Below are 15,343 nucleotides of genomic sequence, written 5' to 3'. Positions count from 1 at the left end.
TCGTTGACCACACCCCCTCCAGGATGGGAGGAAGCCCGACCGCCCATGCCCCCCAAAGTGCCCGCCAAAGCAGCCTTCTTCGACGTCGACGGGACGCTGGTCCGGACGAACATCGTCCACGTCTATGCCTATTACGCGACGAACCGGGGCTCGCTCCGGGGCATCGCGGGCCGAACCCTGGGCACCGCCCTGGGTCTGCCGGTGTTCGGCATCCTGGATGCCGTCAACCGCAAGGCCTTCAACGAATTCTTCTACCGGTACTACTCCGGCCTCAGCGAGGACCGGCTCGTCACCATCGCGGAGGACATGTTCGAGGACGTCCTCAAGCCCGCCCTGTACGAGCAGACGCAGGACCTCATCGACGAGGCGCGCCGTGCCGGCTGCCGCATCGTGCTCGTCACCGGAGCGCTGGACTTCACCATGCGCCCGCTGGCCCGGCACCTGGGCTGTGACGACGTCATCGCCAACAAGATGCAGTTCGTGGGCGGCAAGGCCACCGGCAAGGTGATTCCGCCCATCATCGAAGGCGCCAACAAGGCCAACGCCATCCGCGCCTACTGCGAGCGCGAGGGCCTGGCCCTCAACCAGTGCCATGGCTACTCGGACAGCGCCTCCGACTACGCCATGCTCGCCGTGGTGGGACGGCCCACCGCGGTGAACCCGGACCTGCGGCTGCGCTCGCTCGCGCGCGCGTACAACTGGCCCATCCTGGACCTGAAGTAGTCCCCCCACCCCTTTCGCCGCCCCCTTCATCCATGCGCCCGCTCAAGACGCTCCAGAAGCTGTACGACGAGGAAAGCCAGGTGGTCATCACGGAGAAGGGCAGCCCCCCGCGGGCGCTCTTCTACGGTGAGGGCTTCCTCCAGGAAGACCTGCCCGTGGGCACCCGGGTCATCTTCCCCCGCCCCCCGCTGGAGGGCGTGCCCAACGTGAAGGCCGCCATCCGCTGGGCCATCAACCACCCGGAGGGCATGGACCCGCTGCACGCGCTGCTCAAGCCCGGCATGCGGCTGACGTGCGTCATCGACGACATCAGCGTCCCGCTGCCGCCCATGGTCACGCCGGACGTGCGCCAGTCCATCCTGGAGGTGGTGCTGGAGCTGTGCGCGGACTCCGGCGTGGATGACGTCCACCTGGTCATCGCCAACGCGCTGCACCGCCGGATGACCGAAGGCGAGATGAAGCGCATGGTGGGCGAGAAGATCTTCGACGCCTACTACCCGGACCGCTACTACAACCACGACGCGGAAGACCCGGACGGCATCACGGAGCTGGAGCGCACCAGCCACAACGAAGTGGTGGCGGTGAACCGCCGCGTGGCGGAGAGCGACCTCATCGTCTACGTGAACATCAACTTCGTGCCCATGAACGGCGGGCACAAGTCCATGGGCACGGGCGTGACGAACTACGCGTCGCTCCGGCACCACCACAACCCCAAGACGATCCGCGAGTCGGACTCCTACATGGAGCCGAAGGCGAGCGCGCTCTACACGAAGAACTCGCGCATCGGCACGGTCATCGACCAGACGCTGAAGGTCTTCCACATCGAGACCACGCTGAACAACCGCATGTTCGGCGCGCCCACGGACTTCCTGGCGAAGAAGGAAGAGGACTACACGGAGGCGGACCGGCTGAAGTTCCAGGCCCTGCGCTTCACGCTGTCCAAGCTGCCCCGCGCGGCGGCGCGCAAGGTGCTCAACGCCATCCCCGCGCCCTATGACGTGACGGGCGTGTTCGCGGGGGCCACGGAGCCCACGCACCAGAAGACGCTGGAGCAGAGCTGGAAGCAGTACGTGGTGCCGGTGGAGGGGCAGAGCGACATCGTCATCTTCCCCATCCCGTTCGTCAGCCCCTACAGCGTCAACTCCATCCTCAACCCGCTGCTCGTGCAGGTGATGGGGCTGGGCTACTTCTACAACCTCAACCGGGGCGTGCCGCTGGTGAAGAAGGGGGGCGTGCTCATCCTCCTGCACCCGGCCTACGACGAGTTCGACCCCGTGCAGCACCCCAGCTACATCGAGTTCTTCCACCGGCTGCTGCCGGAGACGCGGGACTCCATGAAGCTGGAGCACAAGTACGAGAAGGAGTTCGCGGAGAACCCCAGCTACGTGCACCTGTACAGGAAGGGCAACGCCTACCACGGCGTGCACCCCTTCTACATGTGGTACTGGGGCGAGAATGGCCGCCAGCACGTAGGCAAGGTCATCGTCGCGGGCGCGGAGAACAACCACGTCCCGGCCCTGCTCGGCTGGGACCGCACCGACACCCTCTCCGAGGCGATTGAAGAGGCGCGCGGCTTCATGGGGCGCTCCGCGTCCATCAGCCTGCTGCGCATCGCGCCCACGGTGATGGTGGACGTGAAGTGAAAGGGTCGCACACGGACATGGCCACGCCCTCCGAGCTGAACGTCACCCAGGTCTTCACCGGCAAGCGCATCGTCTTCGTCGGCACCACCGGCTTCGTGGGCAAGGTGACGCTGTCGATGCTGCTCTCCCACTACGGCGACGTGCTGGACCGGGTCTACGTCATCGTGCGCAAGGGCAGCGCCGCGTCCGCGGAGCGCCGCTTCTTCGACAAGGTGGCGCCCAGCGAGCCCTTCCAGCCGCTGCGCGACCGCCTGGGCGACGAAGGCGCCATGGCGTTCATCCAGGAGAAGTGCACCATCCTGGATGGCGACATCACCGACCCCTGGGTGGGCCTGGAGGAGGCGCAGGTCGCATCTCTCACCGGGCAGGTGCACGCCATCGTCAACTGCGCGGGCCTGGTCTCCTTCAACCCGTCGCTGGAGGTGGGCCTCAACGTCAACACCCACGGCGTGAAGAACGCGGTGGCGCTGGCGCTGCGCTGGAGCGTGCCGCTCATCCACATGTCCACCGCGTTCGTGGTGGGCAACCGCAGCGGGCTCGTCTTCGAGGACGAGCCGGTGCTGGGCTACTTCCCCAAGCACGGGGAGATGGACGGGCGCGACTTCAGCCTGGAGCAGGAGCTGGCGGACGCGGAGAAGATCGTGGCCCGCCTGCGCGAACAGGCGGATGACAAGGCGCTCACCTCCATCTTCCGGCAGAAGGCGCTGGACCGCCTGGAGGAGGAGGGCCGCGACGCCACGGACGAGAAGACGCTGCGCCTGGCCGTGGGCCGCGAGCGCAAGCTGTGGCTCTCCGGCGAGCTGGTGCGCGCGGGCATGGAGCGCGCGCAGCACTGGGGCTGGCCCAACACGTACACGTACGCCAAGCACCTGGGTGAACAGGTGATGGCCGCGACGCCGGGGCTTCGCTACTCCATCGTGCGGCCCTCCATCGTGGAGAGCGCGGCGCACTTCCCCTTCCCCGGCTGGAACGAGGGCTTCACCACGTCCGCGCCGCTGGCGTACGCGGGCATCAAGGGCCAGCGCGGCATCCCCGCGGGCGACCACGCCATCCTGGACATCATCCCGGTGGACCAGGTGGCGGGCGCCACGCTGGGCATCACCGCGCACGCGATGCAGGTGGAGGAGCGCCGCGTCTACAACCTGGCGTCCGGTGACGTGAACCCGTTCCTCGCCAGCCGCTCCGTGGAGCTGGTGGGCCTGTACCGCCGCCGCTACTACCGCAACCGCGAGACGGGCAACTCGCTGGTCAACTCGCTGCGCTCGCGCCTCGAGCCGCAGCCCGTGAGCAAGCAGGAGTTCCAGCTGCTCAGCGCGCCCATGCTGGCGAAGGGCGCGAAGCTCTTGAAGAAGGCCATGGACGAGGTGCGGCCCGCGTGGGGCGCGCCCCGCGTGCAGGCGATGATGGACAAGGCCCGCCTCGCGCTGGACGAGGTGGAGTCCCAGGCGGGCAGCCTCGGCGGCCTCATCGACCTGTTCCTCCCCTTCCTCTGGGAGAACCGCTACGTCTTCCGCTGCGACAACACCCGCTCCGTCTACGAGCGCATGGTGCCGGCGGACCGCGCGAAGATCGACTGGGCGCCGGACCGCATCGACTGGCGCGAGTACTTCCTGGGCACGCACATGCCCGGCCTGGAGAAGTGGGTGTTCCCGGGCCTGGACGAGGAGCGCGAGAAGCGCACCGCCATCCCCGCGCACCGCGACCTCCTGGAGCTCTTCGAGGCCACCGTGCACGCGTACCGCCACCGGGTGGCGTTCCGCATGGCCGCGGGGGAGAAGGAGGAGCGCTTCACCTTCGGGGAGGTGCACCGCTACGCGGCCCGCGTGGGCAGCTACCTGATGGCCCAGGGCATCAAGCGCGGCGACCGCGTCCTCCTGGTGTCGGAGAACCGGCCGGAGTGGGCCATCAGCTACTTCGGCATCCTGCGCGCCGGCGGCACCGCCGTGCCGGTGGACCCCTCGCTCACCGAAGCGGAGGTGGTCAACATCGCGAAGCGCGCGGCGGCGAAGCAGTGCCTCGTGTCCGAGCAGACCGCGGAGGACTTCCCCGGCCTCTTCACGGCGCTGGGCGAGGGCGTGGGCGTGGCGAGCCTCGCGGAGGCCATGACGGGCGACCCGGCGTTCCCGGACCGCATTGGCCCGGTGCGGAAGTCCGCAGCCGCGGACGACGTGGCGAGCGTCATCTTCACCTCCGGCACCACCGGCACGCCCAAGGGCGTGATGCTCACCCACCGCAACTTCGCGGCGCTGGTGGCGAAGCTGGCGGGCGCGTTCGACGTGGGCGTGGGCGACGGCGTGCTGTCCGTGCTTCCCCTGCACCACACCTTTGAATTCTCCGCCGGCTTCCTCACGCCGTTCATGCGCGGCGCCGAAATCACGTACATCGACGAGCTCACGTCGGACCGGCTGGGTGACGTCTTCGAGACGGGCCGCGTGACGGCGATGATTGGCGTGCCCGCGCTCTGGCAGCTGTTGCACCGCAAGATTACGCAGGAGATGGCCGCGCAGCCGCCGCTGGTGGAGCAGGCGCTCAAGGCGCTGATGGCGGCCAACGGGGAGCTGCGCAACCGCAGCTCGCTCAACCTGGGCAAGCTCCTGTTCTGGCCGGTGCACCGCAAGTTCGGCGGCCGGGTGAAGGTCCTGGTGTCCGGCGGCTCCGCGCTGTCGGAGGAGGTGCACCAGGCCTTCCACGAGCTGGGCTTCACCATGCGCGAGGGCTACGGCCTCACGGAGGCCGCGCCGGTGCTGGCGGTGTCCGAGGCCACCAACAAGCGCGTGAAGGGCACGGTGGGCAAGGCGCTGCCGGGCATCGAGTTCAAGATCCTCAACCCGGACAACGACGGCATTGGCGAGGTGCTGGCCAAGGGCCCGAACGTGATGGCGGGCTACTTCGGGGACCGCGAGGCGACCGAAGCCGTGGTGAAGGACGGCTGGCTGCACACCGGCGACCTGGGCCGCATGGACGACGAGGGCCGCCTGTACCTCATGGGCCGCGCCAAGGACGTCATCGTCGACGCCAACGGCAAGAACGTCTACCCGGACGAGCTGGAGGAGCTGTACCAAGAGCACGAGCACATCAAGGAGCTGTCCATCGTCGGCCTGCCGGACGAAGCCGGCGGTGAGAAGGTGGCGTGCCTGTGCGTGCCGGACTTCAAGGACCGCCCGCGCGAAGAGGTCCGCCACGAGCTGGAGGAGCACTTCCGCAAGGTGAGCGCGGGCATGCCCTTCTACCGGCGCGTGAAGGTGCTGCGCTTCTGGGACGGCGAGCTGCCGCGCACGTCCACCCGCAAGGTGAAGCGCAAGCGCGTGGTGGAGGAGCTGCAGCGGTTGGATCGCGTGGCGGCCAGCGCGGGCCGCGTGAAGGAGAAGGCGCAGGCGGCGCCCACCACGGGCGGCGTGTCGGACTGGCTCTATCCGCTCATCGCGGAGGTCTGCCACCGCCCGGCGTCGGACGTGCGGGCGGACGCGCAGCTCATTGGCGACCTGGGCTTCGACTCGCTGATGCTCACGGAGATGTCCGTGGCGCTGGAGGGCGCGGGCGTGCCGCTGCCCGCCATCGAAGACCTGACGCAGGTGCAGACGGTGGAGGACCTGCGCAAGCTGGTGGTGGCCTCCGGACGCAGGCCTTCGCAGGAGACCCGCGCGCGCGACATCAAGAAGGAAACCGAGCGCGCGGAGGAGGCGGAGATTCCGGTGCCGGAGTCGGTGTCCGCGCTGGGCCGGCAGCTTCTGTCCTTCGGGCAGAAGGTGCTCTACGGCGGCGTCTTCGACGTGAAGGTGACGGGCAAGACGTTCATCCCGCAGAACCGCAACTTCCTCGTCATCGCCAACCACGCCAGCCACCTGGACGCGGGGCTGGTGCGCGTGGTGCTGGGTGACCAGGGCGAGCGGCTGGTGTCGCTGGCCGCGCGCGACTACTTCTTCGACACGCCGCTCAAGCGCGCGTGGTTCGAGAACTTCACGAACCTCATCCCCATCGACCGGCAGGGCTCCTTGCGTGAGTCGCTGCGCGTGGCGGGCGAGGCGCTCCGGCAGGGCTTCAACGTCCTCATCTTCCCGGAGGGCACGCGCTCCAAGACGGGCGAGCTGATGGAGTTCAAGCCGACGCTGGGCTACCTGTCGCTCACCTACGGGGTGGACGTGCTGCCGCTGTACATCCACGGCGCGTACGAAGCGCTGCCCAAGGGCTCCATGTTCCCGAAGACGAAGGAGCTGGAGGTCCACGTGGGCCCGGCGCTGGAGTACGCGTCGCTGAAGGCCCGGGCGCAGGGCATGTCGCGCTCGGAGGGCTACCGCTACGTGACGCACATCGCGGAGGAAGCGGTGCGCTCGCTGAGGGCGGGCAAGGTGCTGGACCTGGAGCAGGTGGGCGCGGACCGGGACTTCACCCCGCCCGCCCGGGCCCTGCCGGAAGGGAAGGACGCGTGAAGCTGCTCGTCACCGGAGGCACGGGTTTCCTGGGCACGCACCTGGTGCCCAGGCTTACGGCCGCGGGCCACGAAGTGCGCCTCATCGCGCGCTCGAAGCCGTCAGGCCCCGCGTTCGCGAAGACCGAAGTCCAGCAGGGCGACCTCAAGGACCGGGACGCCGTGCGCCGCGCGCTGGAGGGCGTGGACGCCGTCTACCACCTGGCGGGGCTCGTCTCCTTCCAGAACAAGGACGCGCGGCGGATGTACGAGCTGCACGTGGACTGCACGCGCGAGCTGCTGCGCGACGTGCGCGAAGCGGGCATCAAGCGCGTCATCCTGGGCTCCACCTCCGGCACCATCGCGGTGTCGAAGGAGGACCGCGTGGGCACGGAGGACGACGACTACCCCATCACCACCGTCGCCAACTGGCCCTACTACCTGTCGAAAATCTACGAAGAGAAGCTGGCGCTGGAGTACTGCCGCAAGCACTCCGTCCCGCTGGTGGTGCTCAACCCCAGCCTGCTGATGGGGCCCGGGGATGACCGCCTGTCCTCCACCTGGACGGTGGTGAAGTTCCTCAACCGGGAGATTCCCGCCATGCCCGGCGGCGGCATCTCCTTCGTGGACGCGCGCGACGCGGCGGATGCCTTCGTGCAGGCGCTCACCCGGGGCGAGGTGTACGGCCGCCACCTGATGGGCGTGAACATGGCCATGCCGGACTTCTTCGACCGGCTCCAGCGCCTCACCGGCGTGCCCGCCCCGCGCATGAAGCTGCCGCGCGAGGTGAACATCTGGGGCGGCAAGCTGCTGGAGCAGCTCGCGAAGCTGCGCGGCACCGTGTCCAAGCTCGACCCGCAGGAGGTCGAGATTGGCGAGCACTTCTTCTACCTGGAGCCCGCCAAGGCCGAGCGCGAGCTGGGCTTCAAGGCGCGCGACGTCCACGAGACGCTGCTGGACACCGTCCAGTACCTCTACGGGAAGATGCCGCCCGGAAACCTGCCCGGCACCCGCGGCCGGCTGGCCGAGTCGCGCGAAGGCACCTGACGTTTCAGGAAAGAGGGGCGCGGCGGCCTCAAGGATTCGCCGCGCCGCCGTGCACCCGGCCGCCGCTCACGCGCTCCACGAGCCGGGCGGCGTTCGGGTCGGTGTCCTTCTGGTGCCACACCCAGGCGGCGCCCAGGAAGGCCACGCCCAAGAGGACGAGGACGAGCCGGGCCAGGAAGGACGGGCCGCGGGCTTCGTCCGCCATGGCCTTCAGCCCACCACGCGGTTGCGGCCGGTCTTCTTGGCCTTGTAGAGGTTCGCGTCCGCCACCTTGATGAACTGGGACGGCTCCGACATCTCCGAGGCCACCTCCGCCACGCCAATGGAGATGGTGACGGGGATGTCCTTGTCCTCGAAGACGAAGCGCTTGTCCTCCACCAGCTTGCGGATCTTCTCCGCGAACAGGCGCGCCTTGTCCGGCCCATCCTCCGGCATGACGATGGCGAACTCCTCACCGCCGTAGCGCGCGAAGCACTGCTCGCGGCGCACCAGCCGCTTGATGGACTGGGCCATCTCACGCAGCACGTAGTCGCCGGCCAGGTGGCCGTGCACGTCGTTGATCTGCTTGAAGTGGTCGATGTCGAACATCATCAACGACAGCGTGCGCTGGTACCGGTGCGAGCGGCCCATCTCCCGCTCCAGGTACTCCACGAAGTAGCGCTTGTTGTTGATGCCGGTGAGACCGTCCGCGATGGTCAGCGTGTAGATGGTCTCGTGGTACTGGGTCTCGATGTTGTCGCCATCGAGGAACTTGAAGATGGAGCCGCCCACCTTCACCAGGTCCCCGCTGCGCAGCGGCTGCGCCTGGAGCACCTCCCGGTCGTTCAGGTAGGTACCGTTGGTGGACTGGAGGTCCTCCACGTACGTCTTGCCCTGACGGCTCCAGATGCGCGCGTGGCGGCGGGACACGTTGTCCAGGTCCACCACGATGTGGTTGTGCTGGTCGCGGCCGATGGTGAACTCGGCCTCTTCCAGCACGTACTTCTTGCCCAGCTCAGGGCCGTGGATCTGCACGAGGCAGCACTCGGTGCCGCGCTCGGGTCCCGGGGTGAGGCTGGAGATCTTGGTGACTCGCGTTTGGTCGCCAGACATCGCCTGGCCACGCTAGCACGCAAGGTCCGGGGAAGCCACGCAAGCCAAGAGGACGCACGGGGTTGCGCCCCTCCTCCTACATGCCGCGAAAACGGGAGGTCGGTTTCCGCCCATCCACCCCGCCCGGTTGGGCACTCAACGGAAAGGCTTGCAGGGGCCGCACGGCCATTGTGGGACAGCGGCCGGGGGCTAACGTGGCCGGCACCTATGTCAAAGCTGCTGGCCATGATCCTTGCGGGAGGCGCGGGCACGCGCCTGGAGCCCCTGACCCGAGAGCGCGCGAAGCCCGCCGTTCCGTTCGGTGGGCGCTACCGCATCATCGACTTCGTCCTCTCCAACTTCGCCAACTCCGGCGTGTACCGGATGAAGGTGCTGACCCAGTACAAGAGCGACTCGCTCAACAACCACCTGTCGCGCGCGTGGCGCATGACGGCGTTCCTGGGCCACTACGTGGAGGCGGTGCCCGCGCAGATGCGCACCGGCGTGGACTGGTACAAGGGCAGCGCGGACGCCATCTACCAGAACCTCAACATCATCACGGACGAGGAGCCGGACCACATCTTCGTCTTCGGCGCGGACCACGTGTACCGGATGGACGTCCGCAAGATGCTGGACTTCCACATCGAACGGAAGGCCGCGTGCACGGTGGCCGCCATTCCCGTGCCCATCGAGCAGGGGCGCGAGTTCGGCATCATCGACGTGGGGCCGGACGGGCGCATGCTCCAGTTCCTGGAGAAGCCCAAGGACCCGCCGCCCATGCCGGGCAACCCGAAGATGTGCCTGGCCTCCATGGGCAACTACCTCTTCACCACGGACACGCTGGTGAAGCAGGTGGTGCGCGACGCGGCGGATGAGAAGAGCGCGCACGACTTCGGCAAGTCCATCATCAGCGAGCTCTACAAGCACGAGCCCGTGTACGTGTACGACTTCGCCCAGAACACGGTGGCCGGCCAGGAGGACAAGGAGCGCGGCTACTGGCGGGACGTGGGGAACATCGACGTGTACTACCAGTCCAACATGGACCTGGTGGAGGTGGACCCGACCTTCAACCTCTACAACGACCGCTGGCCCATCCACACCCAGCCCAACAACTTCCCGCCGGCGAAGTTCGTCTTCGCGGACCGGGAGAGCAAGCGCGTGGGCACCGCCACGGACTCGCTGGTGGCGGAGGGCTGCATCATCTCCGGCGGCCAGGTGCACCGCTCCGTGCTGTCACCGAAGGTGCGGGTGAACTCGTATTCGGAGGTGGAGGACTCCATCCTCTTCGAGAACGTCACCATCGGCCGGCGCTGCCGCATCAAGCGGGCCATCATCGACAAGAACGTGGAGATTCCGCCCGGGATGACCATTGGCTACGACCCGGTGGAGGACAAGCGCCGCTTCCACGTCACGTCCGGCGGCGTCGTCGTCATCCCCAAGGGGATGAAGGTCACCTGAGCGTTGCGCCAGGTGCCTTCACGCCGCGGGCGCGCCCGGAGTCACTCCCGGGGCGCCCGCGCTGCTTTTCACTTCGAGCGGAAGGCCGCCTTCACCTGCGGGCGGTTGAGCACGACGAGCGACCAGATGCCGGGGATGAGCCCCAGGCCCCACCCCGGGCCGCAGCACGGGATGCAGCAGATGATGGCCACCGTCATGGCCAGCCCGTGGAGCTGGAGGTTCTTCATCTTCCACGCCCCGAAGACGACCAGCCCGTTGAGGCAGACTCCGGGCAGGGCGCTGAGGGTGAGGAAGGCCGGGCTCAGGAAGTGGGACAGGATCTCCCGCATCTGCACCCGGAGCTCCGGCGGGTACACCGCCAGGGCCTTTTCGACGGCGCCCTGCAATTGCTCCATGCCCGCCGGGGACAGCGTCCGGTAGAGCCCGAAGAGCGAGTACAGCACCCACAGCCCGCCCATCCCCATCATGATGAGGGCGGGAACCTTGAGGTCCTGGGCCGCCTTCGCGCGCGCGGGGTCGAGGTCCGGCGCCGGAGGAAGGCCTTGGGTGTCGTCCATGGCGGGGGGCTCAGGCCGGCTGGCGCATGGCCGCGACGGGGCGCTTCTCGAAGGCGGCGAGCGTGGTGGCGATCTCCTGGTTCACCTGCCGCAGCATGTCCTGCTTCTCCCGGAACGGCAGGAAGGAGCTCTTGAAGCCGGACACGATGATGGTGGTGAGGTCCTCCAGCGACAGGCCCAGCTCGCGGTGGGCCAGCCACAGCTCCTTCGTCACGGTGGTGTCGGTGATGAGGCGGTTGTCCGTGTTGATGGTCACCCGCAGGCCGTAGTCGAAATAGAACTTGAGCGGGTGGGACTCCAGCGAGGACACCGCGCCCGTCTGGACGTTGGAGGACGGGCAGACCTCCATGGGGATGCGGTGGTCGTTGACGTAGTTGAGCAGGTCGCCGTCCTCGCGCAGCCGGGTGCCATGGCCGATGCGGTGCGCGCCCAGCGAGTGGATGGCCTGGGAGATGGACTCCGGGCCGAAGGCCTCACCGGCGTGGGCGGTGCAGTTGACGTTGTTCTTGAGGATGAGGCGGAAGGCGTCCAGGTGGTCCTTCGCGGGGAAGCTGGCCTCCGCGCCCGCCAGGTCGAAGCCCACGACGCCGCGGTTCTTGTACGCCACGGACAGCTCCGCCAGGCGCATGGACGTCTGCGGGTTGATGTGGCGGATGCCGCAGACGATGACGGCGCACTTGATGCCCGTCTCCTTCTTGGCGGCGCGCAGGCCCTCCAGCACGGAGTCGATGACGGTGGTCATCTTCAGGCCCTTCTGCAGGTGCAGCGCGGGCGAGTAGCGCACCTCCAGCCAGCGCACGTTCTCCGCGGCGGCGTCCACGGCCAGCTCGTAGGCGGCGCGGTAGAGGGACTCGGCCGTCTGCAGGACGGAGAGCGTCACGTCGAACGCGACGAGGTACTCCTCCAGGCTCTTGCACACCTGGCCCATGTGGATGGCCTTGGCCAGGCCGTCCTCGGTGTCGGCCATGAGCTTGATCTTCTGCTGCTCGGCCAGCTCCAGGATGGTCTTCAGCCGCATGGACCCGTCCAGGTGGCAGTGCAGGTCCGTCTTGGGGAGCGCGTGGAGCAGCTCCTCCGTCACCGCCAGCGTGGGAGGCGGGGTGATGTCCGTACGCCGGGCGGATGAAGGGATGCCGGTGGCGTTGGGGGTTTCGTCTTCACGAATCGTGGGCATGGTCGAAGTTCCTCGCTTGCGTCATCCTCCCCCAAACCATGCCGTCCCGCGCCTGTCCACGCCTGCCCCTGCCGAGCTGCCTGATGTTGACGCTGGCCGTCATGGCGTGCCAGCGGGCGCCGGTGGAGCCGGCCTTCCAGTACTCCAGCGATGCGTCCTCGCGGACGGGGCTCACGGCCCTTTCGGACGGGGTGCTCCTGGGCAACGAAGCGGGCGCGGTGGTGCGCCTGGACCGCGAGGGCCGGCCGGTGTGGACCACCCGACTGGGCCGCGAGGTGGCGGTGCCCCCCGCCCTGGCCGGTGAGAGCGTCGTCGTGGGGACGGTGGTGGGCGAGGTGGCCTGCCTGTCACTCAAGGACGGCAAGGAGCGCTGGCGCCTGGGAGGCGAGCCGCCCGTGCTGACCCCGCCCGTGGTGGACGACGCGGGCCACACCGTCTTCCTGGTGGCCCCCGGCGGCGCGGTGCGCGCCCTGGCGGTGGAGTCCGGACAGGAGCGCTGGAAGCGGCCGGCGCCCAGGGCCCCCGCGATGGTGGAATCCTTGGAGCCACAGGTATCCGTGGCCCCGGGGCGCCGGGCGGCGCCGGTGTTGGTGGCGGGCGTGCTGGTGGTGCCGCTCGGCTCCGGGCTGTGGGCGCTGGACGCCCGGAGCGGTGAGCCTCGCTGGTCGCGGCCGGTGACGGACGTGGTGGGGCTGGATTCGGAGCGAGACACCGTGTTCGTGGCCACCCGGCCGGGCCGGGTGCTGGCGCTGTCGGTGAAGGACGGGAGTACGCGCTGGGAGCAGCAGTTCGCGGACGGGGTGACGGGGCCGCCCGCGCGGGCGCTGGGCGCGCTGTGGGTGGGCGCGGGCCCGTCGTCGCTGGTGGGGCTGTCCACCGGGGAGGGCCGGGAGGTGGCGCGGGTGGCGCTGCCCTCGCCGCTGGTGGGCCGGGTGCAGGTGGGGCTGGAGGACCTGCTGCTGGTGCCCACGTCCGGCAACGAGGGGCGCCTGGTCGCGCTCAAGGCGCCGGGCTGGAGGCCCGCGTTCACGGTGCGGGCGGACACGCCGCTGCGCACGCGGCCGGTGGTGCGCGGCCCGCTGGTGTTCGTGCTGGGGCTGGACGGCCGCGTGCTGGCGTGGCGGCTGCGGGTGCCGCCGCCCGCCTGAGGTCTCAGGCGCCGGAGCCGGTGGGGGCGTCCGCGTTCGCGTTCGCGCCGCTCGTGGACTCCACGTAGTCCAGGTCGCGGTGGAAGGTCTCCGCCAGCCGCGCCAGGGCGACGAGCGCCAGGACGAAGCACACCGCGCCCACGGCGAGCGCCGCGTGCGCCACGCCCAGGGAGCCCTTGAGCTGGCCGAAGGCGGTGGCGGCGATCACCGCGGAGCCGCGCACGAAGTTGGGCACGGACGTGGCCACGGTGGCGCGGATGTTGGTGCCGAACTGCTCGGCGGCCATGGTGATGAGCACCGCCCAGTAGCCCACGCTCAGGCCAATGAGGAAGGTCAGCGCGTAGATGAGCGCCGGGGTGAGGCCCGGCATGAGCCCGTACACGAGCACCAGCGCGAACCAGGCGCACAGGCTGAAGCCCACGGCGCGCTTGCGGCTCTGGAGCCACTGGCTCAGCAAGCCGGACGACAGGTCCCCCAGCGTCAGGCCCACGCTGCCGAAGAGGATGGCGTTGCCGGCCGTCACCGTGCCCTGCACGTGGAGGCCCGCCGTCAGCTCCGGGGCGAAGACGAAGAGGATGCCGGTGGTGAAGTAGATGGGCACGCCCACGAGGATGCAGCCCAGGTACTTCGTGAAGCGGCCGCCCGTGAGGAGCAGGAGCGGGTTGCCCCGCTCGGGGCCGGCCTTCTGGGTGAAGAGGGCGGACTCGGACACCTTGAAGCGCGCGAAGAGGAGCATCAGGCCCAGCACGCCGCCCGTCACGTAGGCCGCCTTCCAGTGCAGGTACTGCGCGACGAGCGCCGCGACGACGATGCCCAGCATGCCCAGCGTGGCGACGACGGTGGTGCCCAGGCCGCGCTTCTCCTTGGGCAGGGACTCGGCGACCAGCGTGATGGCCGCGCCCAATTCGCCCGCCAGGCCCAGGCCTCCGAGGAAGCGGCAGGCGGCGTAGCTGTTCACGTCCCAGACGAAGGGGTTGAGCAGGTTCGCCAGCGAGTACAGGAGGATGGAGCCGAACATCACGGACAGCCGTCCCCGCTTGTCCCCGAGCAGGCCCCAGAAGAGGCCGCCCACCATCATCCCGGCCATCTGCGCGTTGTAGATGAAGAGCCCCTTCTGGAAGATGTCGGAAGGGTCCGTGATGCCCAGGTCCTTCAGCGACGCGACGCGCACCACGCCGAAGAGCGTGATGTCGAAGAGATCCACGAAGTAGCCCAAGCCCGCCACGAGGACGGTGAGGTTCAGGACCGAGCGCAGTTCCCGGAGGCGGTTCATGGTGCGCGACACTACCGCTTCTGGACCGGTCGGGAAGGAGGACTCCACGCCTCCAGCGCCCGCCACTTCGCCAATCACAGACATCCACCGACGCGCGCCTGCCCATCCGGCGGGTCCGGGAGGACGGGCATGGGTGGCCTCCGCCCTCCCGCCGCCCCCATCGGAGCGTGACAGGCCATCCACACGGCGCGGAGCTTCCAGTAGAATTCCCTGGAAGGTAGGTTTTACTGCATGTCCGTGTTGGAGGCCGTCGCGAGGCAGGGCGTGGTGGTGCTGGCCCTGGTGTTGGGCCTGTGGAGCCCCGCGCGGGCGGCCGAGCCGTGGCGGGCGGTGGCGCGCGTGGCCACCTCCGAAGACCGCGCGCTGCTGGAGCGCGTGCGCGGGCAGAGCAGCGACCTGCCGGTGGTCCTGGAAGCGGAAGCAGGGCCGTCCATGGATGAGAGCCCTGGCGGCGCGTGGCGTGAGGCGGAGCGGCTGGCTTCACGGAAGGACGCTCGCGCGGTGTTGTGGTTCACGCGCGAGGCAGCGGCGCTGCGGGTGTCGGTGGCGGCTCCGCGCACGGGCCACCTGTTCGTGCGGAGCGCGCGGGTGGAGGGTGCGCCGGAGACGCTGACGTGGTCCGTGGGCGCGGAGGCGCTGGCGTTGGCGGTGCGCTCGGCGCTGCGCGCGGTGGACGCGGGCGAACCGCTGGGTGACGTGGTCGCGCCCCCTCCCCCTCCTCCCGTGGTGGCGGCGCCTCCTCCTGTCCCCGCCGCGCCGGAACAAGGGGTCGAGGCTCCAGTGGACGGGGCCTTCGTCCAGGTGGGCGTGCACGCGGCGCTGGACGGGTATCACTCCTGGGGAC

11 protein-coding genes and 1 pseudogene are annotated in these 15,343 nt (G+C 69.1%); 7 read left to right on the top strand and 5 right to left on the bottom strand.

Annotated elements, in window-relative coordinates; all coding sequences use genetic code 11:
* Window positions 1-57 precede the first annotated feature (57 nt).
* Genes D7W82_RS32110 through D7W82_RS32095 form a run of 4 tightly spaced genes read left to right on the top strand, consistent with a single transcriptional unit; the run spans window position 58 to window position 7,818 of the window.
* Window positions 58-723, top strand: coding sequence for an HAD family phosphatase (locus D7W82_RS32110; RefSeq protein WP_120527701.1), 666 nt, complete (start codon window positions 58-60; stop codon window positions 721-723).
* Between the two features lie 32 nt (window positions 724-755).
* Window positions 756-2,366: a lactate racemase domain-containing protein gene (locus D7W82_RS32105; protein ID WP_120621962.1), complete on the top strand. Its 1,611-nt coding sequence runs from the start codon at window positions 756-758 to the stop codon at window positions 2,364-2,366.
* Between the two features lie 17 nt (window positions 2,367-2,383).
* Complete coding sequence (locus tag D7W82_RS32100; RefSeq protein ID WP_120621961.1) at window positions 2,384-6,793, top strand: AMP-binding protein; 4,410 nt, start codon at window positions 2,384-2,386, stop codon at window positions 6,791-6,793.
* The gene (locus tag D7W82_RS32095) at window positions 6,790-7,818 is read left to right on the top strand and encodes an NAD-dependent epimerase/dehydratase family protein (RefSeq protein ID WP_120621960.1); all 1,029 of its coding nucleotides are present in this window, start codon (window positions 6,790-6,792) and stop codon (window positions 7,816-7,818) included. Before D7W82_RS32100 ends, D7W82_RS32095 begins: the two co-directional genes overlap by 4 nt.
* A gap of 28 nt (window positions 7,819-7,846) precedes the next feature.
* On the opposite strand, the gene D7W82_RS32090 is transcribed toward D7W82_RS32095, so the two are convergent.
* A complete protein-coding gene (locus D7W82_RS32090; protein WP_233588060.1) occupies window positions 7,847-8,023 on the bottom strand; it encodes a hypothetical protein in 177 nt (58 codons plus the stop codon).
* A 5-nt stretch (window positions 8,024-8,028) separates the two neighbouring features.
* Entirely contained in the window at window positions 8,029-8,910 is an 882-nt protein-coding gene (locus tag D7W82_RS32085) for a GGDEF domain-containing protein (protein WP_120621958.1), read from the bottom strand.
* Window positions 8,911-9,117: 207 nt separating this feature from the next.
* Here D7W82_RS32085 and glgC point away from each other — a divergent pair, with 207 nt between their 5' ends.
* A complete protein-coding gene (gene glgC, locus D7W82_RS32080; RefSeq protein ID WP_120621957.1) occupies window positions 9,118-10,347 on the top strand; it encodes a glucose-1-phosphate adenylyltransferase in 1,230 nt (409 codons plus the stop codon).
* Window positions 10,348-10,415: 68 nt separating this feature from the next.
* Here the strand turns inward: glgC and D7W82_RS32075 are convergent, their stop codons facing one another.
* Window positions 10,416-10,904 carry a hypothetical protein gene (locus D7W82_RS32075; protein WP_120621956.1) on the bottom strand — a complete coding sequence of 163 codons (489 nt, stop codon included), beginning with the start codon at window positions 10,902-10,904 and terminating at the stop codon, window positions 10,416-10,418.
* Between the two features lie 10 nt (window positions 10,905-10,914).
* A complete protein-coding gene (gene add / locus D7W82_RS32070) occupies window positions 10,915-12,078 on the bottom strand; it encodes an adenosine deaminase (RefSeq protein WP_120621955.1) in 1,164 nt (387 codons plus the stop codon).
* 83 nt (window positions 12,079-12,161) lie between these two features.
* On the opposite strand from add, the gene D7W82_RS32065 reads away from it, so the two are divergent.
* Window positions 12,162-13,226, top strand: coding sequence for a PQQ-binding-like beta-propeller repeat protein (locus D7W82_RS32065; RefSeq protein ID WP_233588059.1), 1,065 nt, complete (start codon window positions 12,162-12,164; stop codon window positions 13,224-13,226).
* A 4-nt stretch (window positions 13,227-13,230) separates the two neighbouring features.
* On the opposite strand, the gene D7W82_RS32060 is transcribed toward D7W82_RS32065, so the two are convergent.
* On the bottom strand, window positions 13,231-14,499 hold the full coding sequence (locus D7W82_RS32060) for an MFS transporter (protein ID WP_120621963.1): 1,269 nt from the start codon (window positions 14,497-14,499) through the stop codon (window positions 13,231-13,233).
* 231 nt (window positions 14,500-14,730) lie between these two features.
* Between D7W82_RS32060 and D7W82_RS32055 the strand changes: the two are divergent.
* Window positions 14,731-15,343: pseudogene (locus tag D7W82_RS32055) on the top strand (hypothetical protein); the annotation flags it as partial.

The sequence above is a fragment of the Corallococcus sp. CA049B genome (assembly GCF_003611685.1).
Taxonomy (GTDB): Bacteria; Myxococcota; Myxococcia; order Myxococcales; family Myxococcaceae; genus Corallococcus; species Corallococcus coralloides.
This window is presented reverse-complemented; position numbering and strand designations above follow the sequence as displayed.

Coding starts and splice junctions, on each gene's coding strand:
- D7W82_RS32105 (WP_120621962.1), top strand. CDS start 756: ATGCGCCCGCTCAAGACGCTCCAGAAGCTGTACGACGAGGAAAGCCAG.
- D7W82_RS32100 (WP_120621961.1), top strand. CDS start 2,384: ATGGCCACGCCCTCCGAGCTGAACGTCACCCAGGTCTTCACCGGCAAG.
- D7W82_RS32090 (WP_233588060.1), bottom strand. CDS start 8,023: ATGGCGGACGAAGCCCGCGGCCCGTCCTTCCTGGCCCGGCTCGTCCTC.
- D7W82_RS32085 (WP_120621958.1), bottom strand. CDS start 8,910: ATGTCTGGCGACCAAACGCGAGTCACCAAGATCTCCAGCCTCACCCCG.
- glgC (WP_120621957.1), top strand. CDS start 9,118: ATGTCAAAGCTGCTGGCCATGATCCTTGCGGGAGGCGCGGGCACGCGC.
- D7W82_RS32075 (WP_120621956.1), bottom strand. CDS start 10,904: ATGGACGACACCCAAGGCCTTCCTCCGGCGCCGGACCTCGACCCCGCG.
- add (WP_120621955.1), bottom strand. CDS start 12,078: ATGCCCACGATTCGTGAAGACGAAACCCCCAACGCCACCGGCATCCCT.
- D7W82_RS32065 (WP_233588059.1), top strand. CDS start 12,162: ATGTTGACGCTGGCCGTCATGGCGTGCCAGCGGGCGCCGGTGGAGCCG.
- D7W82_RS32060 (WP_120621963.1), bottom strand. CDS start 14,499: ATGAACCGCCTCCGGGAACTGCGCTCGGTCCTGAACCTCACCGTCCTC.